The following is a 22527-nucleotide window of genomic DNA, read 5'->3' as shown; positions in this document are numbered from 1 at the left end:
TTTTTCAGTGTACCAAGGAGAAGGCCAGGATGCCTGCTCCATCGAGGGCATTGCCCCTGTTCGGGCAAACTATCAGGGTAGGTGGTACCTTTGCAAGGAATAGTTTTCTGATGAACTTGTCATGTTCAAGGACTCCTCCCCCAAGGGTAAGTCGGTGCAGGAAGTTTTCACCAAGACGTGACTCAACTGACTCGACCAATTCAATCAACTCCGAGACTGCCTCTCCAATGATTTCCAAGGCCAGTGCATCCCCTTGTTCCGCCGCTGCTGATACAAAGGGGGCAAATTCAGCAAGTACTTTCTTGGGAAGGTTCTTGTCATTGAAAAACGTAATGCTGTCGAAGATGGACTCGAGATGGAAAAAAGCTTTTATGGGATTCCCGAGAGTGGTCGGAAGGTCACGGTTTTCCAGGCTCTTGAGAGTCCTTCTGACGGCTTCTTTTGCTATCCACCAAGCAGAACCTTCATCCCCCAGAACTGTTCCCATTCCCCCAGAGCGTATGGTGATTCCCTCTTCGTTTCTTCCTATGCAAATGGAGCCCGTTCCGGCGATGAGCCCGATGCCAGTCGGTTCCTTCAATGAACCGGCAAGCATTATTTCGGCATCACTGCACAGCAATAGGGGAAAACGGTTCTGAAAAATAGTCTGAAAGAAAGTTTCCCAACGTTTGCGTTCGTTCTCCCTGGCAAGGCCTGCACTTCCGAAACAGAGGGAGAGTATCTTGCAATCCTTGGAAATAGGATCCTGTGCAGCTTTATCCAACAGGCTTTTTACATTGGCTTTTGCCTGTTCAAACCCCACAGCATAGGCGTTGGAACTTTCTCCTTCATCGTTGTATATCATTTGCTTGTTTTCATCCCAGATTGCCAAGCGGCAACGGGTTCCACCGCCATCGAGACCGTAATATATACCTTTCATGGATTCAGTATGGTTGGAGTTGCCAAATATGTGCAACATTTTTTTTTAAAAATTTATGAAAAAATTATACAATGTGGTATGCTTGATGGCATGGAAGGATGCTTGACATTACTGAAACAATCTCTATCTTATCTTTCTCCCTCTGAGAGAAAAGTCGCCCAATATCTCTTGGAGAACCCTGATCAGGCCGTTTTGCACAGTATTACGGCCTTGGCCCAGAAATGCGGAGGCAGTACTGCGGCCGTGGTGCGACTATGCAAGCGACTCAAATTCGATGGTTACAGTGATTTGAAACTTGCCTTGGCAAAGGAAGTATACGGGAAAAGTACTCCGAGTGAGGGCCCCTATATCTTTGATCTCTCGAAAACTGATGGGACCGGTTCCATTGCATCCATGATGGTCGACACCGTCTGCGAAAGCATTACCTCCTTGAAAAGCGTATTGGCAGCCAAACAACTGGATCTGGCCATTCAGGCATTGTCTCATTCTGAAAAGATTTTACTTGCAGGTATTGGGGCCTCGGCCTTGGCTGCAATGGATCTTTATCAAAAATTGGGTAGATTGGGAATATATTCCAGCTTTCCCAGTGAACCGGATCTGCAGATAGTCAATGCCTGTGCCCTGGATGCGAAAAGCACCTGTCTCGTATTTTCCTATTCAGGAGAAACCAAGACGATGAGGCAAGTAGCCCAACAAGCAAAGAAAGCTGGTTCCACGGTTATTGCCATTACCCGGGTAGGAGGAAATTCCCTTTCAAAGCTGGCCGATATAGTGTTGGCTGTACCGGATAGTGAGGCGTTGTATCGTCAGGGAGCAACCTTGTCGAGACTTAACCAACTTGTCGTAGTTGATATATTGTACAGTAGCCTGATCGTAAACAGGAGTAACGCCGATCGGTTCATCACTACTACCTGGAAGGCTGTCTCCGAAGCGAATAATTCCGGTAAAAAATCATGATAGGTAACTATATGCACTTTGGGATTTTTTTTCTGGTTGTTAAGGAGTGAATGCAATGATTCAATATGGATTGGATCGTATAGGAACCTTTTCCTCGTTATTCAAGGGCAAACGCCTAGGCCTGGCAATTACAGGCAGTTCGGTCAATTCTTCTTTTTCCCTGTCGTATGAAGTAGTGAAGAGTCAGTATCATGTGGTTGCTCTTTATGGACCTGAGCATGGCTTTCGTTCGAATTATAGTGCAGGGGCGAATGTTCCCGATCACTTTGAATTGTATGATGGCATACCTGTCCATAGTCTCTATAGCAAGGAGAGCCAACATCTTGCAAAGGAAATGGTGCAGGACGTAGATACGATTGTATTTGACATACAGGACCTGGGCTTGCGATTTTATACGTACATTGCAACTCTGAAGAATCTTCTGCAAGACTGTGCCTTGTTTCAAAAAGAACTTGTAGTTCTTGACAGGCCCAATCCTCTTGGAGGTGAGGTGGTCGAAGGAAATATCCTGCAACCTGATTTCTTTAGTTTCGTAGGACCGTATAGCTTACCCGTCAGGTATGGATTGACCATTGGAGAATTGGCACTGTTTCTCAATGATAGGTTGGGGTATGGTTGCAATTTGACTGTAATCCCCTTGGTTGGCTGGGATCGTTCTAGTTTATTTTGTGCTCTTTCCCGTCCTTGGATGATGACCAGTCCTGCAATTGGCCATTTCGAAGGTGCTTTGCTGTATGGGGGAATGTGCTTTCTTGAAGGTACCAATATAAGTGAGGGAAGAGGGACCAGTTGTCCCTTTGAATTGATAGGAGCCCCTTTCATTGATGCCGAAAAACTTTGCAAGGCTTCCAATGATTTGCATCTGGATGCTGTGGCCTTTACTCCTGTCTATTTCAATCCGACCGCAGATAAATATGCGGGGGAACTCTGCAATGGCCTCTATGCCCATGTACTCGATCCCCAGGCTTTTCGACCGGTTGAAACAGCGATCCGTCTTATTTCTCTTATAGCGAGAATGTATCCTGATGATTTCAAGATTCTTCCTGCCTTGGAGAAACTCTTGGGTATTGAATTCCCTGAGACTATCATCAACGATTGCGAATCTGTCTTGGCCAGATGGCATCAGGAGAGCCAAGTCTTTGCCAAGGAAAAACTGAACTATCATCTTTATCGATAAATTGGAGTGAATATGGATATTACACAAAAAATTGGGCAACATTTTGTTTGTGGTTTTCCCGGGACTACGTTGGATGAGCCTTTCAGACAGGCTGTCAGAAAGTATAAAATAGCGAATTGCATTCTTTTTTCACGAAATATTGAAAGCAAGGAGCAACTCAAGACCCTCTGTGAGGATATCCAGACCTTGGTGCAGGCGGAATGCGGTACCTCTGCTTTGATCTGCATCGATCAGGAAGGAGGAATGGTAACACGGTTGTCTGAGGATTGTACCAATATTCCCGGTGCCATGGCCCTTGCGGCAACAGGGGATAAAACCTCTGTATCTTCTGCAGGTTCGATAACGGGAAAGGAATTGCAGGCGTTGGGCGTATCCTGTGACTTTGCGCCATCCTTGGATGTGAATAGCAACAAGGACAATCCGGTAATCGGGGTGAGAAGCTATGGCGATACAGCTGATGGCGTTGCAACCTACGGTTTGGCAATGATCGAAGCCTTGCAAGGTGAGGGAATCATGGCAGTGGCCAAACATTTCCCGGGACATGGAGATACTCATGTGGATTCTCATCTTGATCTTCCCTTGGTCACCTCAAAAAAGGAAGACCTTGCGGAACATCTTGCTCCCTTCAGGTTGGCAGTGCTCAATGGAGTGCAAGGTATCATGAGCAGCCATATCTTGTTTCCTTCCCTTGAGAAGGAAAAAGTTCCTGCCACAATGAGTCGGGCAATTCTTACCGATCTTTTAAAAAAAGAAATGGGATTCAAGGGACTTGTTTTCAGCGATTGCATGGAGATGCAGGCGATCAAGGATTATTATGGGACGGCTGCAGGATCTTTTGCCGCCTTGAAGGCAGGAGTGGACCTGGTTTGCATAAGTCACCATGTTGATCTTGCCATCCAGGCGATCGAATTGGTTGTTTCTGCCTTAAAGGGGGGAGACTTGGATGCCAGTGAATTTGAATCTTCAACCAAGAAAATCCTCAAGGCCAAAGTTATGCTTGCCTTGGAAAAGAAAGCATCCTTCTCTGAGGTCGGGTCCAAAGAACATAAGGCATTGGCCCAAAAACTCTGTGAAAGGTCCCTGACGTTGGTTCGTGGGCCTCTTCCTGATCTAGGTAAAACCCCCTTTTTCATTGGTCCTCGATGTTTTCAGGCAACCAAGGTCTCAAATGGAACAGAAAGTGCGCTCTTTCCCTTTGAAATGGCCAAATTTTTCACCGGGGATTATTATGTTTGTTCTGAGGATCCTGATGGTCAGGAGATAGAGATTATAAAAACCTCGGCAAAAGATGCTTCGGCTTTGATTGTAGGGACGTACAATGGACATATTCACCCCAAGCAGATTGCCTTGGTCAATATCCTTGCCAAAGAACCGATTCCTGTCATCTGCATTGCCCTCAGAAATCCGTATGATCTTGGGTTGGTCGATGAGAAGGTTGTTACCGTGGCTGCCTATGAATATACCCATCGGGTATTCCCTGCCTTGGCAAAATTATTGAAAAAAGAGATTAAGGCCACAGGAAAGCTCCCTGTTGCCCTCTAGGAGGTTCTATGCCCGATATGTTGGTCAAACTCTATGAATTGCCACCTCTTGAGCCTTTGTTGATTTTCCTTGAGGCACAAGGTATCAAAATTCGACGGGCAATGGCTCCCGATAAACTGCATATCGTGGAATGGGTGAAATCCCATTCAAACGAATTTGCGGCAGGTGAAGCTGAGGTCTGTTTTTCCCATACTCCAGTCTCCTTGTTCCTTGCGACCCGTGAAAAAGATATCCTTGGATATGCCTGCTACGATGCCACTGCCCCGGACTTCTTTGGGCCGACAAGAGTGCTGGATAGTGAGCAGGGCAAGCAGATCGGGAAAGCCTTGCTTCTCAGGAGCCTGTATGCCTTGAAGGAAGAAGGTTATGCCTATGGGATCATTGGTGGTGTAGGCCCTTGGCAATTCTACGAGAAATGTGTAGGGGCGACGTTGATCGAAGGTTCCCAGCCTGGAATTTATAAAGACTTCCTTGCATTAAAATAATGAAAATGTCCAGCAATTTCATATTGCAAGGAGAATGAAATTTATTGGCGGTGGTTGCTATGGAATGTTGCCAGGATGGAAATGGGAAAATTCTTCGCTAAATGAAAAAAATTTTCAGTCCGTAAATTGAAAATTCTGAAAATGATTATTGATGAGTTTCAAATTCGGTGCATATAATAGTGGTACTTACCTGATTTATTTCTTTTGTTTTCTAAAAGTGATTTCATGATATTTCCCTATTGCACGTAGAAGCCGGTTGTCCGGTTTTTCGAATACTGAAGGAGGTGATCTATGAAGAAAACCCTGTTGGTTTCACTGTTGGTTCTTGTATCAGTTTCGGTTTCCTTGTCGGCCGGGGGAGTTCAGGAAACAAAGGTCAGCAGTACTGCTCCGATCAAGATTTCCATGTACTATTCCGATAATGCTACCTTGCCGTTCAAAAAAGATTGGCTTACGGTAACCGAGGCTCAGAAACGGGTCAATGCGAATGTTGACTTCGAAGCCATTCCGATTGCGGATTACCAGACCAAGGTTTCCTTGGCCCTGAATACAGGGACGAACGCCCCTGATGTAATTTTGAATCAGGATACAAAGGGTGAAAATGCTGCCCTTGCCCTCAACGGGGCTCTGGTGCCTATCAGTGACTATCCTGAATGGACACCTAATTTCAATGCCAGGGTAAAGGAATTCGGACTTGAGGATGATGTCAATAGTCTGAAATTGAAGGATGGCAAACGGTATTACTTGCCCTCCTTGTTTGATGTTCCCTTCTATGATGGTGGCTTGATTCTCAGGCAAGACCTTTTGGAAAAGTATGGACTTCAGCAACCCAAGACCTTTGATGATCTGTACAATGTCCTGAAGGTTTTCAAGCAGAATAATCCGGAATCCTATCCTTTGACCATTCTTGCCGCTCCTAGGGTGCTCTATCGCATGACTATGCCTTCCTGGGGTATTTCCCTGGGGAAAAATGGCTCAAGCGGAAGTAATACCCTCAGTTGGGATTATACCAAGAAACAATTCTTCGCAGGGGCAATCAGCGATGAATACAAAAGTTACATAACCTTTTTCCATAAGCTCTATGCAGAAGGTTTGCTTGACCCGGAAATGGCAGCACCCATCGACGGTGACAAATGGTCGCAAAAATTGGCAATGGGGAAATCCATGGCTTCCTACGCCTATTATGATCAGATTGGTGGCGTAACCGCTATGAGTACCATTCCTGGTTTTAAATTACAGATGTATCCTGCGTTGGCTGGACCTGCCGGGGCTCATCACCAACCCAAGAGCAAGACAGGCACTGGTATCATGTTCCCTATCAAGACTTCCAAACGAGCTGATTTTGAGCAATTGGTGAGAACTGTGGATGAAATGTTCTATTCCGCCGATAATGCAAAGCTGTGGTGTCTTGGAGTGGAAGGTGTAACGTATACCATGGAAAATGGTAAGGTTGTCTTCTCTGACGAACTTCGCAATTCCTCTGAGGGGCTCTACAAGAGCCTGCAAGTAAAATATGGTGGTGGTTGCGATGGCATCCAGTTGGTTTGGATGAATGCCCGGGAGATGACAAAATATGATGCCAATTACGCCAAGATCAATGCAGAGGTTGAAGCAATCGGCGATGTCATTCAAGCCATCCCCCCAACTCCTAAGTTTGATGATATGTTGGCAGAGGATGCAGGTACCCTCCAGACACCCTTGTCCGATGCCTTTGATCGATGGAATTCGGCATTCCTGACAGGAAACAAAGACCTCTCCAAGGATTGGGATTCCTATGTCAAGGAAATGAAAACATTGGGAATTGAAAAGTTTAACGATCTCTATAACACAAATCTGTAGTCAATGTTGATTACCCAGTCACTTGGGTCACTCTACCGGATGCATTCAGCTATCCGGTAGGGGTGTATTATTGTTTCGTTGGAGGTTTTGATGAAGCAAAAGAAACTTGGGGCCAATACCTTATCCAACAGAAAATATTTTGTCAGGTATTGGCAACTGTACGCCATGATGGTCATACCTCTGGCCTATTTCCTGATTTTTAAATATATACCGATGTTCGGAAATGTCCTTGCCTTCAGGCGGTATCGTCCCGGAATGAGTTCTTTCGGAACCGAGTGGGTCGGCTTGAAATATTTTCAGCGCTTTTGGCAGGATCCTGCTTTTTGGCGTGCTTTTCGTAATACGCTTCTCTTGAGTCTTCTTAATTTGATAGTGAATTTTCCGATTCCCATCCTCTTTGCAATTCTCGTAAATGAGGTTCATAATCTTGCTTTCAAAAAAGTTGTCCAGACTGTTTCCTATATGCCCCGGTTCATTTCTACGGTTGTGGTAATAGCAATACTCGGAGAATTGCTTTCCCCTTCGACAGGTATTTTCAATCTGCTCCGGGAAAAACTATTCGGGCAGGAAGCAATCTACTATATGAATGACAGTAAATATTTTAGGTTAATCTACATCTTGGTCGATACCTGGCAATATACGGGATGGACGGCAATCATCTATTTAGCGGCCATTACGGGAATCCCCGCAGATTTATATGAGGCTGCAACCATAGATGGGGCTAGAAAAATCCAACAAGTCTGGTACATTACCATTCCTTCAATCATGCCGACGATCATGGTAATGCTGATACTGAGTATCGGGCGGTTGCTTTCCTTGGGATTTGAAAAGGTTTTGCTTATGTATACTCCTGACAACAGCATGGTCAGTGATATAATTGACACCTTGGTATATCGTACAGGACTCGCCAACCAGAACTACTCGTATGCCACGGCCATAGGACTGTTCAGTGGTATTATCGGTATCATCCTTGTTGCAGGTAGCAATAATCTGAGCAAGCGATTGACCGGGGATGGAATATATTGATATGAGAGAATATAAGACACGTTCGAATTTGGTATTCACTTTACTGGTAAACCTTGTGATGATACTCACTTTGTTTGCTTGTCTTGTTCCCTTTGTGTATATGATTGCCCTTTCTCTCTCCAGCCCGAAGGCAATCGTGAATAATGAAGTTTTCCTGATTCCCAAGGGATTGACCCTTGAATCCTATCGCCAGATTTTCTCGTATCCAAATTTCTTTCACGCCTATGGGAATACAATTCTCTATACCGTAGCGGGAACTGCCATTTCCCTGGTCATGATGGTCCTCTTTGCCTATCCACTCAGTAAATCCAGACTTCGAGGAAATACGGTCATCATGAAACTGGTTATATTCTCCATGTTCTTCTCCGGTGGTCTCATCCCGAATTATTTGCTTGTCTCTTCCTTGCATCTTATCAATACCCGATGGGCCATGTTGCTTCCTTTTGCCATCAATCAATTCAATCTGATTCTCATGATCAATTTTTTCAAGGCCATTCCACTGGATCTCGAAGAAGCTGCCATTATTGACGGGCTCGATTATTTCGGGGTGCTCCAGCGAATAATCCTTCCTCTTTCCGGAGCTGCCTTGGCCACCGTTGGACTCTATACCGCCGTATTTTTCTGGAATGATTGGTTCAATGGATTGATTTACCTCAAGAGTACTCAATTCCCGGTCATGCTTTTCTTGAGAAATATCGTAAATGGAACCAGTATGGTAGGTGATGCCGCAGGGGCAGGGGATAAGACGACCATAGCAATTTCCATCAAGAGTGCTGTAATTATTACGAGCACACTCCCTATCATTGTTTTGTATCCTTTCTTGCAACGTTTCTTTGTGAAAGGTGTCATGATAGGGGCCGTGAAGGGATGATGGACGACAATACAATATGATGAATTGTGCAGATATCCGTTGATGTTTTCGTCGAGGACAAAACAAATCAGTAATAGACAAACCGACTGCTATTTGTCACAACTGGAGACTATCTTTGATAGGCCAAGGAGAATGAAGAATCAATTTATATATAACGGCAAAACTACTTATGATAAGAATCTACATAGAACTTAATCGATTGCATAAGGCAATGCATAGCTCAAATTGACACTTCTATATAGTAGGAGTTACGCACAAAACGGTTAAAAATGGATGACAACTTGTTGTGCTGCAAGCATACAAGTAAGATGCAAAAATTGATGGAAACCTCATGTAACATGCTGTGCAAGAATTCCCGGAGGCTCGGCCTCAACGCAAATGCCCTTTTCGTAAAAGCCGTCCTTGGCCTTGAGGGCAAGGAGAACCAGCATGGATATGAAAGCAGTTGGTTTTCCATCCTGTTCCTGGAAATGGCTTTTGGTAGGGGCGATACCTGCCAATCATGAGACTACCCTGAGGTATATTCCCCTGCGTTTAACATTCAGTGGAATTGTCTTTCTGGAATCCTGCTGAGTCTGCTTTTGAATGTGGCGTTTTCCCATTTCTTGATGGATTCAACTTGAAACGATGAGAGAGCAAACCGAATGATATCCCTCTTGGCTTCTTGCCAATCAATGGTGTCGATTCTATTTTCCAACTCCCTAAGAATCCAGAGACGGTCGATGCTGGGCTTTGTCCCTTGCCATGGGCCCATCTGGTCAAGACTGTGTTGCAACAGTTCATAGTTAAGTTTGACATCGATTCTCGCGGTGTACCAAAGGAAATCATACCAATCGCGGCCCTTGGTATATTCTCTGCAGAGCAATGCATGGATTTTACCAGCGAACAGGGAGCCAAGTTCAAGCGTGGAGATGTTTCCGCTCGTTGGAAACAAAAGGGGAGTGCTTTGGACGATAGCTCCTTGGGGAGAATTGGTATCAATTTCCAATTTGATGTTCACGGTCTGGGATTTGTCAGTATTTCTGGTATAGGAGAGTTGGAGTAACTTTCCTATTGTGTTATCTTTGACAAAGACCTTTTTGACAGTTTTGTCCAAGATGGGCTTGTCTTTCAGCACCGCTTGATAGCCAAACTGGGAGAGCACATCACATAAAGAAGATAGATAACGGTTCCAGGTGAATGCTGGATCCGGTTGTAAGAGTGAGAAATCCATATCTTCGGAGAACCTGTCTAGATTGTGGAAAAGTCGCAGGCACGTACCTCCCATGAAAGCAGCCTTTTCGAAGAAATCAGTCTGGGACAGATGATACAGGATTAACTCCTGGGTAATTTGCCGGAGTGCAAAGAATTCTTGATTCTTATTTCCCGCTGTCATTTCTTCCAAGCGGTCTTTAACCATGAGGGTTTCCATTTTCATACTCATACCTCCAATTCTTTTCGCAGTCCCTGCAAAAATGCATTTACCCGGTCTGAGACATAATTGCCTTCCAGTTCCTCGAAATCATTCGCAGTCAATTCTTCAAGGTATTCCGGTTCAATTCTCAATGATTCAATCAAAGGTCCACTGTTAATCCAATCCCGTTTATGTACGTACACATAGTCTGCAAGGGCCTTCAGAGGCGTCGCCTGTAACCAGTAATATCCATTTTCACAATGGCGTTCCAGTCCAAAATAGAATCGGTTCTGCTTTACCCTATCATAGGCATAGATTCCGATGGGTGTATTGAACCATGCATTATTATTCATAGTAACGCTACTGTAGACTCCAATTGCCTCAGGAATCCATCCATGGTTAGCCAGCGCAGATTCCAAACTGATGTAGCTATAGCGATAGATGAAATGGCTAATGGCAAACTGGGGGATGGGTTTTTTCTGTAAATACGGGGCAAAGCCGTAGAATCCCCTTCGGATCCTAATAATATCACCATCTCGAATTGCCCGGTGTAGCAATCCAAATCGGACAGAATCCTCAGGTACCGTCTGTTTGATTTCCAATTCAGTGATGAAAGAATTTTCTGTTGTCTGTAGCAAGGCCTTGGTTAATCTGTTCATAATAGATACTTACATAATATGAAAGTTTTTATTATATGTCAATTATTATAGATACTTTCATAATACAGAAGTTTCGATGTATCTGCTTGCGATAATTCATACCTTTTTCCATAAACTCTATGCAGAAGAAGAGCGAGCAATTGGTGAGAACGGTGGGTAAAATGTTTTATTCTGCCGATAACGCAAAGCTTTGGTATCTGGAGATTCAAGCATCTATTTAGCGGCCATCACAGCCTTGACTACCGGACTCTATACCGCGGTGTTTTTCAGGAATGATTGATTAATTTACCTCAAGGGTACCCAATTCCCGGTCATGCTTTTCTTGAAAAATATCGTAAATGGAACCAGTATGGTAGGTGATGCCGCAGGGGCAGGGGATAAGACGACCATAGCAATTTCCATCAAGAGTGCTGTAATTATTACGAGCACACTCCCTATCATTGTTTTGTATCCTTTCTTGCAACGTTTCTTTGTGAAAGGTGTCATGATAGGGGCAGTGAAGGGCTAGTAAAAAGGAATTCCAGGAATCTGTCTACTTGAATGATTTGGGTTTCATAGAGGGGAAATCATTGAAATACCAAATTGTGAAATTCCCGTCTCATTCCTAGCAACGCTTTATTATTCCTTGATGGATGTATCCTATTGCAAAGTAAAATGGCTGCTTTGTCGCGTAAAGGGTCAATGGCAATTGAAGTACCGGTAAATCCAGTGTGTCCTATGGTTTGTGCACTAGCCACTGTTCCAAAAAGTTGAGCATCTCCGATTTTAAAACCAAGAGTTCTTTTTTCACCTTCACAATTGCCTGTTTGGAGTTTGAATAACAGATTCATTGTTTCAGGGCCAAGAAAAGTTCCTTGCTCGCTTTGCCCATTACAGAGAAATAACCTGCAAAATCGGGTAAGGTCTTCTGAAGTTGAAAACAATCCTGCATTACCTGCAACTCCACCCAAGAATCTGCTGTTCTCATCATGTACGGTTCCACAAAGGATTCTTTCTGTATCTTCAAGTTTTTCTGTTGCTGCATACTGAGCAGCAGGAAATTTCAATAAAGGATTGAAACCAGAGGCTTTCATTCCCAAAGGGGCCAGGACTTCTTGTTTGACTAGCTCTTCAAACGAAATGCCTGTTACTCTCTCCAGAATTTTGGCAAGGATTATATATCCAAAGCAACTATACTCTACTCTCGTACCAGGCTTATATTGAATCGGCTGACGTAAAATGAATGGTTGTGCCTCATCAGGGTCTTTCAGATATTTTTCCAAACGCATTTCAGAAATAAATCCGCCAGTATGTGTCAAAATTTGACCAATGGTCGTTTCTCTGAAATTGCCAGCATAAGGAAGAAGAAAACCAAGGTTCATATCCAAGGATATCTCTTTTTTCTCCATTATTCGAAGAGTTGCCATTAAAGTACCGACAACCTTAGTCAAGGAAGCAAGATCAAATTGAGTATTCTTGGTGAGAGGAAGTACCTGAGGAAAGAGTTGCCTGTATCCGAGGTTTTCTTGATATAGCACTGACGAACTGCTGAGTACCACAGTGCTGATGCAAGGAGAAGCTTGGTTCAGAATTTTCTGAAGGTAGAGATTTAAAGCGTCAATGTCCATAATATTTCATTACCGATGGCCTCCAAGGCACAGTCAAGGATTTCAAGTGCTGCTCCATGATAATTCAAATTGCACAAATTGTTTCCAGTCTGTTTATACCTGCTTCAAGCATAAATGCTAAATCGTCTACAAAATCTACCGTTTGAAAAGCGGCTTCAAAAGGATGCTCCAAAGGGATTTTTCGGTGAATCAAAGAACATTTCATAGTAACTTAAATTCTTTTAATTGGCATTCCAGAGTTTCTGCATCTACATATAAATACCCCTTCAAACCGGCTTGTATGGAAGCATCCACATTTGCCTGCATATCATCTGTGAAGAAAGCTTCCTCCGGATTGACTTGTTCTGCCTCGCATATTGCATGAAAAAATTCTAATTTGGGTTTTGCAATCCCCAAAATATGGGAGGGATATACCTTATCAAAAATATCATATTGGTGGAGTTGCTGGTGGATCTTGAAATGGGCATCTATAACGTTTGTGCCACAAACAACCCTGAAGTTCTTTTTTTTAAGCTTTTCTACCAAAGTAACCGTTGGTCGATCTAATGTTGGAGTGAAAAATCTTCCCAAAAGTGACCCTTGTTGTTGTGGAATTTTCTTATTTGTGATTTCACGATAATAATTCCAAAATTCATCCTCAGTGATTTTGCCTTCGCTATGAAGCGCTAGAGAAGCTCCGAGTCTTGGGTCATATTCTTGTAGTGTCTTGGTTTCAAGGCCTAGAAAGGGAAGAAGCTTCGGAGCAATATGGAAGTTCCTTATTATTACTCCCCCCATGTCAAAAATACATAATTTCATATTCATTCTTTCCCTGCACTATACATAGAGCTTCCACCAAGAAAATACTTTGACATGGTTATGAAGAGAATTATGATTGGTATACAAGCTATGACAGCTACTGCCATCATGGCTCCTTCATCAGAAGTTTTTTCTTCAGTAAATTTAACTATGTAGGTTGGAATGGTCTTCATGGTCTCCTTCTGGGCAATAAGGAGCGGCCAAAGGAGATTGTCCCACTGTCCTTTGAAACATAGGATTGCACATGTCGCAATGGCAGGGGTACTGTTTCCGAAAACAAGTTTCCAGAAAATTCCCATTTCTCCCAGTCCGTCGATGCGACCGGCATCCAATAAGTCATCAGGAAAAGACATCAGATATTGTCTCATCTGAAAAACTCCAAATGCATTCAGCAAGAAAGGAAGGACCAAGCCGGAATATGTATTTTGCATTCCAAGTTTCACTGCGGTGATATACATGGGAATCATAATGGCTTCAAAAGGAATCATCATTCTTCCCATGATCATCATGAATACCGTTGTTTTCCCCTTGAATTGGAATTTGGATAACCCATATCCAGCAAAGGCACTTACAATTACCGAAAGAATAGTCGTGCTGAGGGCAACTATCAGTGAATTGATAACGTTGCGAATGAACATGAAAGAACGATCATTCCCGGAAATGGCATTGAAGTAATTGATTGCATGTATTTTTTTGGGTATCCATCTATAAGGCATTGTGAATATTTCTGATGAACTCATAAGCGACGCCGTAAACATAAAGGCAATGGGCATCAGTATGGCTAAGCAACAAAGTATGAGAAATATATTCACGACCAGACGTCCAGCTAAGTTTTCTTTTACGATATTCAATTGTTGGCCCCCTAGTAGGATACTGAATCTTTTTCGGAAGATTTCAAACGAATGAGGGTGAGTCCCATCATTATCAAGAATAAGAGAACACTCATAACACAAGCCCTGCTGATATTTAAATCACGCATTGCCGTATTATAGATATTGAGGGTAATGACATTGATAGGCTCCAGGGGAGCACCTCTCTGTGTGAATAGGTACTGGGTTGAAAATGATTTCAAGCAACTGAGCATTGCAACGATTGAGACCATCACAGTTGTTGGTTTTATCAATGGAAATATTATCCTATGAATTATCTGATGTTTTCTAGCCCCGTCGATAGTTGCCGCTTCTATCACGGATGTAGGGACCTTGGCGATTCCTGTCACGAATATGATAGTAAAGTATCCGACATATTTCCAAACATAAATAGTACTGGTGCAGAGCCTGAGCATGACAGGATCCGTCAACCACTGATGATCGATTCCAGGGCTTCCCAAAGTGAAATTGACTACTGTATTTCCTAAACCTCTTGGGTCAAATATCAGAATCCATATCAATGCTGCCACAACCGAGGAAAGAATGGCAGGGGAATAGAGAATCAATTGGATAGTTCGCCCAGATTTTTTCCTTGAGGTAACCGCAAGGGCGAGAATCATTGAAAAAATGGTTAAAGGAACAAAGGCCCCAAAGGTGAAAATGAGTGTAGCTTTTGCAGAGTTCCAAAAATCTTTTGAATGTAAGATATAGGTGTAATTTTTCAAACCTACAAACTTTGGAGCTTTCAATGACAGTAATTTCATATTGAAAAATGTATTGAATAAGGCGTTGAGCATTGGATAGAACGAAAACAAGAGGAAAAGAAGAACTGCAGGTGTAACGAATACCCATCCCCAACGGGCTTTTTTCTTTTCTATTCCAAGATAAGTGGCTTTCATGGTAAAACTCCTTGGTTCATTATGTGGTTTCCTCATTTGAAGAAACCACATAAAGGATGATTCTACTGTTCGTTCAGTATGTCTTGGACAGATGCCCTGAAAGAATCAAGAACTTCTTTTGAATCTTTTCCCTGGAGCATTGAGCTCTCGACAGCAGCTTTGAATTTATCATTGATGGCACCGCTGTTTTCTGCGTAAAATACCAGGTTGGCGTGATTCATGTCATCTTCAAACACTGCAGAGAAAGGGGTTTCCTTGAAAGCTTTACTTTCAAATAATTTGTATGTCGGTTGGACAAGATTGACTTGGGTGAGATATTCTTCACCATGGCTCAGCATGAAATCAATCAGTTTCCACGACCAGATTTGCTTTGCTTCTGAACTTTGGCCATTGACAAGGTAGTAATGGCAACTTACTTTTCCTGAAACGTGTTGGATTGCATTTTCCCATTGTGGGTAAGGGACGACCATCCAATCGCCACTATCATAAAATTCAGGATTGGCAGCTTTTATCCTTGCTTCTTGATAGAGTCCGCTCTCACTCATGGCAATCTGGTTGTCGTTCAAGTCAAAAGCCTTTCTGGCGGCAGTGTAGGTAGGTCCTCCAAGATTTTTACCTTTAGGTCCCCATTCTTTCATATAGTCAAAGAATTGAATCCAAGCTTCATCTCCGATGACGGCTTTTTTACCATCATCACTGATGAGTTTTCCACCTAATTGTTCAACCATTGGCAAGAATTGCTGGGTATAGGAAGGATAGCGGAAATCAAAGCCCCTCCGTGTGATGATTTCACCATTCCGTTGAACAAGCTTTTCACTTAAGGACATGACTTCCTCCCAGGTTTTTGGATAACCCTTTTCAGGATCCAAACCTGCTTCGCGAAAAATCTGTTTGTTTATGAACAAGCACAAGTTTGTGTATTCAAGGGGAAGTCCGTGAACCCCTTCATCGAGCATAACGGCTTCTAAAGCACCTGGAATATACCGGTCTATCACTTCCTTTGTGGTTTTTGCACCAATCCAAGTAGGATTGAGAGTACTGGTACGTCCTTCAACTACAAATCTCCTGATAACTGACTGACTCTGGTTGAAAATATCAGGGCCTTGGTTTGCACTAAAGGCAACAGTCAGCAATTCACTCATTTTTCCTGAAGGATATGTTTGGTAATCTACCGAAACATTGGGGTTCTGTTTGGTGAATTCTTCGATCAGCCCTTTCTCCAATACGGCCCGGTTAGCATCTTCATGCGTCCAGAGCGTTAACGTTACGGGTTCTGTCAAGTCAACAGTTTTCTCTGTAGTTCCCTGAGCAAATACCGGTGATAAAAGTACAGCCAACAACAATAGCCCCAGTCCTAGATTTTTCATTTGTTTACCTCTTTTTTTAATATTCCTGCAAGCAGGAGTAATAATTCAAACTATACTGATAGAGTTCTTCTGCTCCATAATCCTCGAAATACTTCCTTTCGCCTTTTCCAGCATCTCTTCCGCTTCTTTTTTGTTCGCATTGAATAATCCCATGGTTATTGCAAGTTTTGTATTGCAACCAGACTGATTGAACAATTCAATGGAGGCCTTTTCGTCGCAATCCGTTATTTCCTGGATCAATCGTTGTGCCCTCAGTATTAATTTTTCATTTACGGGGCGTAAATCCACCATAAGGTTGTTGAATACTTTCCCGATTCTGATCATCGCCGTTGTCGTTATCATATTGAGAACAAGTTTCTGGGCTGTACCTGATTTCATCCTGGTTGAACCAGTGATAATCTCAGGTCCTACTGGAATGAATATCCTGTGATCCTCATCAATGATTTCAAAAACAGAAGAATCCTTATTGCAACTAATAGCTCCTACTTTTGCTCCAAGTGACCTTGCATATTTCAGTGCTTCAATCACAAAGGCGGCGCCTCCACTTGCGGTGATACCGATAAGGACATCATTTTTTGAAAAATTGACAGTTCTCAAGGATTCAACTCCTGCTTGTCCATCGTCTTCAGCCCATTCTACTGAAGTTGTGAGTGCTTCTTGTCCTCCAGCAATAATCCCTTGGACCATTGATGGGGATACCCCATAGGTTGGTGGACATTCAGAGGCATCCAATACTCCCAGTCTTCCGCTGGTTCCTGCCCCGATATAAAACAGCCTGCCATTGTTATTGAATGAGGCTACCACATCTTCTACGACCGTTGTTATCTGGGGAATGGCTGTTTGTACGACAAACGGGACTTTCTGGTCTTCGTTGTTGATTATTGACAATATTTCCCCTGTGCTTTTGGAATCAATGCGATAGGACAAGGGATTTCTTTTTTCAGTATCTAATAATTGTTTATACATTACTCAATCAGTGTAAAATGGTTTGAGTAACAAAACAATAAAAATTTTCATTGTTTTATAAAATATAATAAAAATTATTTTTAAATAAAATTACCGACATTACTATATACGACCAACATAGTTGAATTTTTTCCAGATATATACTAGTTCGCGTGGTGAAGGGATAGAGGTTGAGGGGTTTGGGTAAAATAACCCAGGATTATGTAAGTTATCGTGTAGACCTCAGTCGATATCATTGATGTGAACAAAAAAACAGACCAAGGGATATGCAATACCTCTTGCTTTAGATGTAGATCAGATGGCTGATGTCATTGCAACGGGAACCTGCTGAAAGGGGATCTTTTTTGAGTAGTTTCCCTGACGATGAGTTCTGTATCCATATACATGTTGCTGATGGGAATCTGTTCCTTGCTGATTCTTTTGATCAACATCTCACAACTGAGTAATCCCAATTGAAATTTTGGTTGGTTTACCGTGGTGATGGAGGGCGTGCACATTGAAGAGAGCTCAATGTTATCAAACCCTACTATGGCGATATCCTGGGGAACCTTCAAATTAGTACGTCTTGTCGCCTTGATGGCCGCCGCCGCATAGACATCGCTGCTTGCAAAGAAAGCATCGGGTCTTTTTTCGGAGTTCAGCAATTGAAAGACGGCAGAAACAGCCATATCATAGTTGATTTCCTGCAATTGTATGATCATGTCCGGATCGCAAGGGATACTGGCATCTTCAAGGGCTTGCAGATAGCCTTTCAGTCTATCTCTGGCATATTTATATTGGAGTGGACCATTTATAAAGGCAATTCGCTTCTTTCCCAAGGATAAGATATATTCCACGGCATTGCGTGATGCCGATACGTCATCGATGGTGACAAAGGGTATGTCCAGGGTACTGTCACACTCGCAGCACTGAACAAGTGGAATGCTGGCATTAAGTTTCACAAGATTCTGGCGTGATATGCAGTTGGTCGTGATAAGGCCCGCTGCATTGGTTTTCTTGAGCAAGGCCAGGAATGTATCGATGGAACGGTCATCTATTGGATCTTGGTTAAGCAACATATTATAGCCATTGCGTGCGGCTGAGGCTTTTGCGCCTTGGATGATCAAACTATAGAAGGGATTGTCCAGGGAAGGTATGTTAAAGATAATGAGGTCATTTGATTTAGCCGCTATTGCCTCAAGATGCGAGGTGTCATAGCCTAGTTGCTTCATGGAAGCGATGACTGCATTTCGGGTTTCTTCCTTCACATTGGAAGAATTATTCATGATCCGTGAAATGGTTGCCATGGAAATGCCCGAGACCTCGGCTATCCTTGAATATGTTATTTTATTTGCTTCCTTGCCCATCGGAATTCTCCTTGACACAGAGAATAAATCTAACAGTTCTCTTTTTCAAGAATATTTGAAAAAAATATGAAATATTTTCAGGAATAATGGAAAATGCTAGTTGTTTCTTGTCTATTCTGGGAAAATGTTAGGAATAACATGAAATATTACGAAAAAAGTTGACAGTTTTTCTGAAAGATTTATACTGCAAAAAAGCAGGTACCTTAAAAAAGAGGACCTGTCAGGAGGTTTGAATGAAAAAGGCAGTATTAGTTCTTGTTATTGCGCTCTTTGCGACCAGCTTGGTTTTTGCTTCAGGAGCCAGTGAAAAGGGAACAGTGGAAAAGAAACAACTCATGGGAGTAGTGACTCCCAGTGCTGATCATGGGTTCACCGCTGAATCGATCCAGCATTGCGAAGCACAAGTGAAGGCTTTGGCAGCAGAGCATGGATTTGATTATCGTTTCATGACCGCTGCAGAATCAGGAGAACAGAGTAATGCAGTAGAGACAATTCTCGGCATGAAACCGACAGTAATGATTCTTTGGCCGGTAACTGGTGATGAACTGCGTAGTGCAGCACAATCAGTGATGGAGGCTGGAGTACCTTTGATAGTGTATGACCGTTTCATTGACGGACTTACCCCTACAGCCGAGATTTCTGGTGATAACGTAGCAATAGGTGAGGGCGCCGGAAAATATTTCAACGAATATTTCAAGGCAGATCTTGCAAAAGGCAAAGTAAATTACCTGGAATTCAAAGGTGATAGCTCGACTGTTCCCATGGAACGAACAAATGGATTCCTTTCCACGGCCAGCAAGAATTTCAATCTTGTCCAATCCTTTGTGACAAACTGGAGTCAGCAAACGGCAATGGAACAAATGGAAAGTTTCCTTAATACGAAGAGTCCCGAGGAAATTGAATCCATCAAGGCAATCTGGACCCATGATGACGAGATTGTCTTTGGTATCGTGGAAGCACTGAAAAATTATCATGGTTCAGCAAAGATTGATATCCGTCTCATCAATGGTGTATCCGCCGGTAAGGGGTTCATGGATTTGTTTGAGAATTCAGGATTGAAAGGTGTGGATTTCATGACCTATACCTTCTCTCCCTCCATGGTCCGTGATGCAGTTGATCTTGGTTACAAAGTGATGCAGGGTGAGAAACTTGAGAAGAGTTACAAGATCCCTACCGAGATGATCGACAAGACCAATTACAAGAAGTATATGCAAAGCGACATGTATAAGACCCGTTACAGTCTCTAGGTAATAGCAGTACATTGGCAAAGTGCCTTGGGGAGGATTTGTTCCCCGGGCACTTGCCCTATATAGGGAGAGTTTCCTCATGATCTTGGAAATGAAAAACATATCCAAGTCTTTTGGTCCTGTCAGGGCACTGAAAGACGTCTCCTTTGATGTCCAGAGAGGAGAAATCCATGGACTTCTTGGGGAAAATGGAGCAGGCAAGACTACTTTGATGAATGTTCTTGCAGGAACTTTTCCCCAGGATGAGGGAAAAATTCTGATTGATGGAAAGGAAATTTTCGGAATGACTCCGAAAAAATCAAATGATTTGAAAATTCGGTTCATCCATCAGGAATTGAATCTTTGCAATGACTTGAAAGTTTACCAGAACATGTTTCTGGGGGAAGAATATACAAAGTCCTGGAGAATAGACAAAAGTCATGAGCAAAAACGTACTCAAGAGGTTCTTGACTCCATGAATACGGGTATTGATGCCTCTACCGTTGTTTCGGATCTCGATACCGCCCAGAAACAACTGGTTGAAATTGCCAGGGCCCTTTTGTTCGAATCGGAAATTATCATCATGGATGAACCGACCACTGCACTTAACAGCCAAGAGATAGAAAAACTTTTTTCCATTATGACGGCGTTGAAGAAAAAGGGTGTCAGTTTCATCTATATTTCACATAAAATGCCGGAGTTGTTCAGCATCTGTGACAGATATACGGTTCTTCGGGATGGTGTTTTTATCCAATCTGGATTCTTTAAGGATATAGATGAACATCAGGCAACTGAATTACTTATAGGCAAGAGATTTGTTGAAGCCCATTTGCGTGAAGGCCGTCCTTCCCCCGTACAAGAGGAAGTGGTGCTCAAGGCCTCGAATCTCAGTGGCGCAACTTTTCAGAATATTTCCTTTTCCCTGCATAAAGGTGAAATAGTCGTGTTTACCGGATTGCAGGGTTCCGGAACCGATGAACTGGCGACTTCTCTTTTTGGAGCTACCAAGTTATATAGTGGAACCGTGGAGAATCATGCGGGAGTACTGGACATGCGGGACATTCGGCATGTCATGCAAAGTGGAATTGGAATGATTCCCCGCAACCGCAAGGAACGGGGAATTCTTCCCGATTTGAGTATTCGCAACAATAATTCCCTGGCCTTTTTTGTGGCAAAGCATAACAAGCCCTTTATCAACAAGCATGAAGAAATCCAACGATTTGAGCATGGCAGAAAACGTATGGGAATCAAGGTTGCCAGTGATTTAGATCCCATAACCTCTCTTTCTGGGGGAAACCAGCAGAAAGTAATTCTGAGCCGCTGGCTTGAGCTCGATCCTGAGGTGTATATCATGGACAACCCGACCCAGGGGATAGATGTCGGAGCAAAATTCGCAATTTACAAATTGGTGGTGGAATTGGCAGAACAGGGAAAATCGGTTCTGTTCTTTACCAGCGAATATCCAGAAATACAGCAATTGGCCGATCGTTGTTTTGTTTTGTATAAGGGTGAGGTTTACGGAAAACTGGACAGAAAGGAACTTTCTGAAGAAGCAATCATGGCGTATTCGACAGGTACGCAGAGGGAGGCGCGCACGTGAGGACACTAAGTGAGAATACCAAGATAGGTAAGGATTCCTGGCGAAACCTGACTACAAATTACAGCCATTGGCTGAGTTTTATACTTTTGATGCTTGTTGCAATCATTATCAGTCCATCCTTCCTATCCTGGAATAACATTACCAATCAATTTGTCCAGGGTGCAGTGGTAGGGATTTGCGCCATGGGAATGAGCTTGATTATTTCGGCAGGAATGATAGACCTTTCCGTTGGTTCTTCCGTTGCCTTGATAAGTGCTTTGGGCGTTAACGTGATCAATAGCCAACATAGTCTTGCACTCGGATTGCTGTTTTGTTTGGTAGCAGGGATGCTTGTCGGTCTTATCAACGGACTTTTGGTTACCAAGGGCCGTATCGCACCATTTATCGTAACCCTTGCTACCATGTCTGCCTGGAGATCCGTTATCAACCAGCTAGGTCAGGGAGGACCCTTTACCATTGATAAGACAATGTATGCTTCCTTCCGTAATATTGCAGCGGGTCGCTTTCTCGGAATTCCACATCTAATGATCTTTTTTATCATAGTCTCGATACTTACGGCACTTTTGATGTCCAAGACAAAGTTTGGGACGTATGTCTACGCAGTAGGTTCAAACCAACAAGCTGCACGTCTTTCGGGAATCAATGTGAATCGTGTAAAGACCTTGATTTTTACGTATGCAGGTACTCTCTATGGTTTGGCAGCTTTTCTCCTTGCAAGTAGGTTGACCTCAATTCAGGCAGCCAGTGCAGGCAGTGGCTATGAGATGGACGCTATTGCCGCTGTCGCTATTGGTGGAACCTCCATGGATGGTGGACGGGGAAAGATCATCGGTACTTTCCTTGGTGTCTTGATGCTTAGAATCATAAATACTGTCTTGATCATGGCTAATGTGCCTCCGTTCCTCAATGGGTTGGTAACCGGAGTAATAATAATCGTAGCGGTTCTTGCCCAGTCGAGTAAGAAAGGAAAGTAGGAGAAAT

The 22527-nt window shown here is 43.1% G+C and carries 22 protein-coding genes; 12 read left to right on the top strand and 10 right to left on the bottom strand.

Going from position 1 to position 22527, the window contains the following annotated elements; translation table 11 throughout:
* Positions 1-4: 4 nt before the first annotated feature.
* Positions 5-919, bottom strand: coding sequence for a BadF/BadG/BcrA/BcrD ATPase family protein (locus ACHZBG_RS01065; protein WP_320127584.1), 915 nt, complete (start codon positions 917-919; stop codon positions 5-7).
* A gap of 90 nt (positions 920-1009) precedes the next feature.
* Between ACHZBG_RS01065 and ACHZBG_RS01060 the strand changes: the two genes are divergently transcribed.
* The 8 genes from ACHZBG_RS01060 (at position 1010) to ACHZBG_RS01025 (ending at position 9322) form a co-directional block, all read left to right on the top strand.
* Complete coding sequence (locus tag ACHZBG_RS01060; RefSeq protein ID WP_394699289.1) at positions 1010-1876, top strand: MurR/RpiR family transcriptional regulator; 867 nt, start codon at positions 1010-1012, stop codon at positions 1874-1876.
* Between the two features lie 55 nt (positions 1877-1931).
* The gene (locus tag ACHZBG_RS01055; RefSeq protein ID WP_320127582.1) at positions 1932-3053 is read left to right on the top strand and encodes a DUF1343 domain-containing protein; all 1122 of its coding nucleotides are present in this window, start codon (positions 1932-1934) and stop codon (positions 3051-3053) included.
* 12 nt (positions 3054-3065) lie between these two features.
* Positions 3066-4595: a beta-N-acetylhexosaminidase gene (gene nagZ / locus ACHZBG_RS01050; protein ID WP_320127581.1), complete on the top strand. Its 1530-nt coding sequence runs from the start codon at positions 3066-3068 to the stop codon at positions 4593-4595.
* An 8-nt stretch (positions 4596-4603) separates the two neighbouring features.
* Positions 4604-5080 carry a GNAT family N-acetyltransferase gene (locus ACHZBG_RS01045; protein ID WP_320127580.1) on the top strand — a complete coding sequence of 159 codons (477 nt, stop codon included), beginning with the start codon at positions 4604-4606 and terminating at the stop codon, positions 5078-5080.
* Between the two features lie 291 nt (positions 5081-5371).
* A complete protein-coding gene (locus ACHZBG_RS01040) occupies positions 5372-6919 on the top strand; it encodes an extracellular solute-binding protein (protein ID WP_320127579.1) in 1548 nt (515 codons plus the stop codon).
* Between the two features lie 90 nt (positions 6920-7009).
* Complete coding sequence (locus ACHZBG_RS01035; RefSeq protein ID WP_320127578.1) at positions 7010-7945, top strand: ABC transporter permease subunit; 936 nt, start codon at positions 7010-7012, stop codon at positions 7943-7945.
* A gap of 1 nt (position 7946) precedes the next feature.
* Complete coding sequence (locus ACHZBG_RS01030; protein ID WP_320127577.1) at positions 7947-8816, top strand: carbohydrate ABC transporter permease; 870 nt, start codon at positions 7947-7949, stop codon at positions 8814-8816.
* Between the two features lie 308 nt (positions 8817-9124).
* Positions 9125-9322: a hypothetical protein gene (locus ACHZBG_RS01025; RefSeq protein ID WP_320127576.1), complete on the top strand. Its 198-nt coding sequence runs from the start codon at positions 9125-9127 to the stop codon at positions 9320-9322.
* 35 nt (positions 9323-9357) lie between these two features.
* Here ACHZBG_RS01025 and ACHZBG_RS01020 read toward each other — a convergent pair whose 3' ends face one another.
* Together ACHZBG_RS01020 and ACHZBG_RS01015 are read right to left on the bottom strand one after the other, a co-directional pair.
* On the bottom strand, positions 9358-10233 hold the full coding sequence (locus ACHZBG_RS01020; RefSeq protein WP_320127575.1) for a nucleotidyl transferase AbiEii/AbiGii toxin family protein: 876 nt from the start codon (positions 10231-10233) through the stop codon (positions 9358-9360).
* Between the two features lie 2 nt (positions 10234-10235).
* Complete coding sequence (locus ACHZBG_RS01015) at positions 10236-10868, bottom strand: hypothetical protein (RefSeq protein ID WP_320127574.1); 633 nt, start codon at positions 10866-10868, stop codon at positions 10236-10238.
* Between the two features lie 313 nt (positions 10869-11181).
* Here ACHZBG_RS01015 and ACHZBG_RS01010 point away from each other — a divergent pair, with 313 nt between their 5' ends.
* Positions 11182-11376: a hypothetical protein gene (locus ACHZBG_RS01010; protein WP_320127573.1), complete on the top strand. Its 195-nt coding sequence runs from the start codon at positions 11182-11184 to the stop codon at positions 11374-11376.
* Between the two features lie 58 nt (positions 11377-11434).
* Here ACHZBG_RS01010 and ACHZBG_RS01005 read toward each other — a convergent pair whose 3' ends face one another.
* The 7 genes from ACHZBG_RS01005 to ACHZBG_RS00975 form a co-directional block, all read right to left on the bottom strand.
* A complete protein-coding gene (locus tag ACHZBG_RS01005; RefSeq protein WP_320127572.1) occupies positions 11435-12475 on the bottom strand; it encodes a serine hydrolase in 1041 nt (346 codons plus the stop codon).
* Positions 12476-12676: 201 nt separating this feature from the next.
* A complete protein-coding gene (locus ACHZBG_RS01000; RefSeq protein WP_320127571.1) occupies positions 12677-13279 on the bottom strand; it encodes an HAD-IA family hydrolase in 603 nt (200 codons plus the stop codon).
* Positions 13276-14124 (bottom strand): carbohydrate ABC transporter permease, encoded by an 849-nt coding sequence (locus ACHZBG_RS00995; protein WP_320127570.1) that lies wholly within the window; start codon positions 14122-14124, stop codon positions 13276-13278. Before ACHZBG_RS00995 ends, ACHZBG_RS01000 begins: the two co-directional genes overlap by 4 nt.
* A gap of 11 nt (positions 14125-14135) precedes the next feature.
* Positions 14136-15041 (bottom strand): sugar ABC transporter permease, encoded by a 906-nt coding sequence (locus tag ACHZBG_RS00990; protein ID WP_320127569.1) that lies wholly within the window; start codon positions 15039-15041, stop codon positions 14136-14138.
* 62 nt (positions 15042-15103) lie between these two features.
* On the bottom strand, positions 15104-16408 hold the full coding sequence (locus tag ACHZBG_RS00985; protein WP_320127568.1) for an extracellular solute-binding protein: 1305 nt from the start codon (positions 16406-16408) through the stop codon (positions 15104-15106).
* Positions 16409-16453: 45 nt separating this feature from the next.
* The gene (gene murQ, locus ACHZBG_RS00980) at positions 16454-17374 is read right to left on the bottom strand and encodes an N-acetylmuramic acid 6-phosphate etherase (RefSeq protein ID WP_320127567.1); all 921 of its coding nucleotides are present in this window, start codon (positions 17372-17374) and stop codon (positions 16454-16456) included.
* A 308-nt stretch (positions 17375-17682) separates the two neighbouring features.
* Complete coding sequence (locus ACHZBG_RS00975) at positions 17683-18720, bottom strand: LacI family DNA-binding transcriptional regulator (protein ID WP_320127566.1); 1038 nt, start codon at positions 18718-18720, stop codon at positions 17683-17685.
* A gap of 233 nt (positions 18721-18953) precedes the next feature.
* Between ACHZBG_RS00975 and ACHZBG_RS00970 the strand changes: the two genes are divergently transcribed.
* The 3 genes from ACHZBG_RS00970 (at position 18954) to ACHZBG_RS00960 (ending at position 22520) form a co-directional block, all read left to right on the top strand.
* Positions 18954-19967, top strand: coding sequence for a substrate-binding domain-containing protein (locus tag ACHZBG_RS00970; protein ID WP_320127565.1), 1014 nt, complete (start codon positions 18954-18956; stop codon positions 19965-19967).
* 91 nt (positions 19968-20058) lie between these two features.
* A complete protein-coding gene (locus ACHZBG_RS00965) occupies positions 20059-21546 on the top strand; it encodes a sugar ABC transporter ATP-binding protein (RefSeq protein WP_394699287.1) in 1488 nt (495 codons plus the stop codon).
* Positions 21543-22520 (top strand): ABC transporter permease, encoded by a 978-nt coding sequence (locus tag ACHZBG_RS00960; RefSeq protein WP_320127563.1) that lies wholly within the window; start codon positions 21543-21545, stop codon positions 22518-22520. Before ACHZBG_RS00965 ends, ACHZBG_RS00960 begins: the two co-directional genes overlap by 4 nt.
* Positions 22521-22527: the final 7 nt, after the last annotated feature.

Origin of the sequence: uncultured Sphaerochaeta sp., from assembly GCF_963676625.2 — a bacterium.
In the GTDB taxonomy this organism is placed as follows: domain Bacteria; phylum Spirochaetota; class Spirochaetia; order Sphaerochaetales; family Sphaerochaetaceae; genus Sphaerochaeta.
The sequence above is the reverse complement of the archived record's forward strand: the minus strand, read 5'-3'. Positions and strand labels throughout refer to the sequence as shown.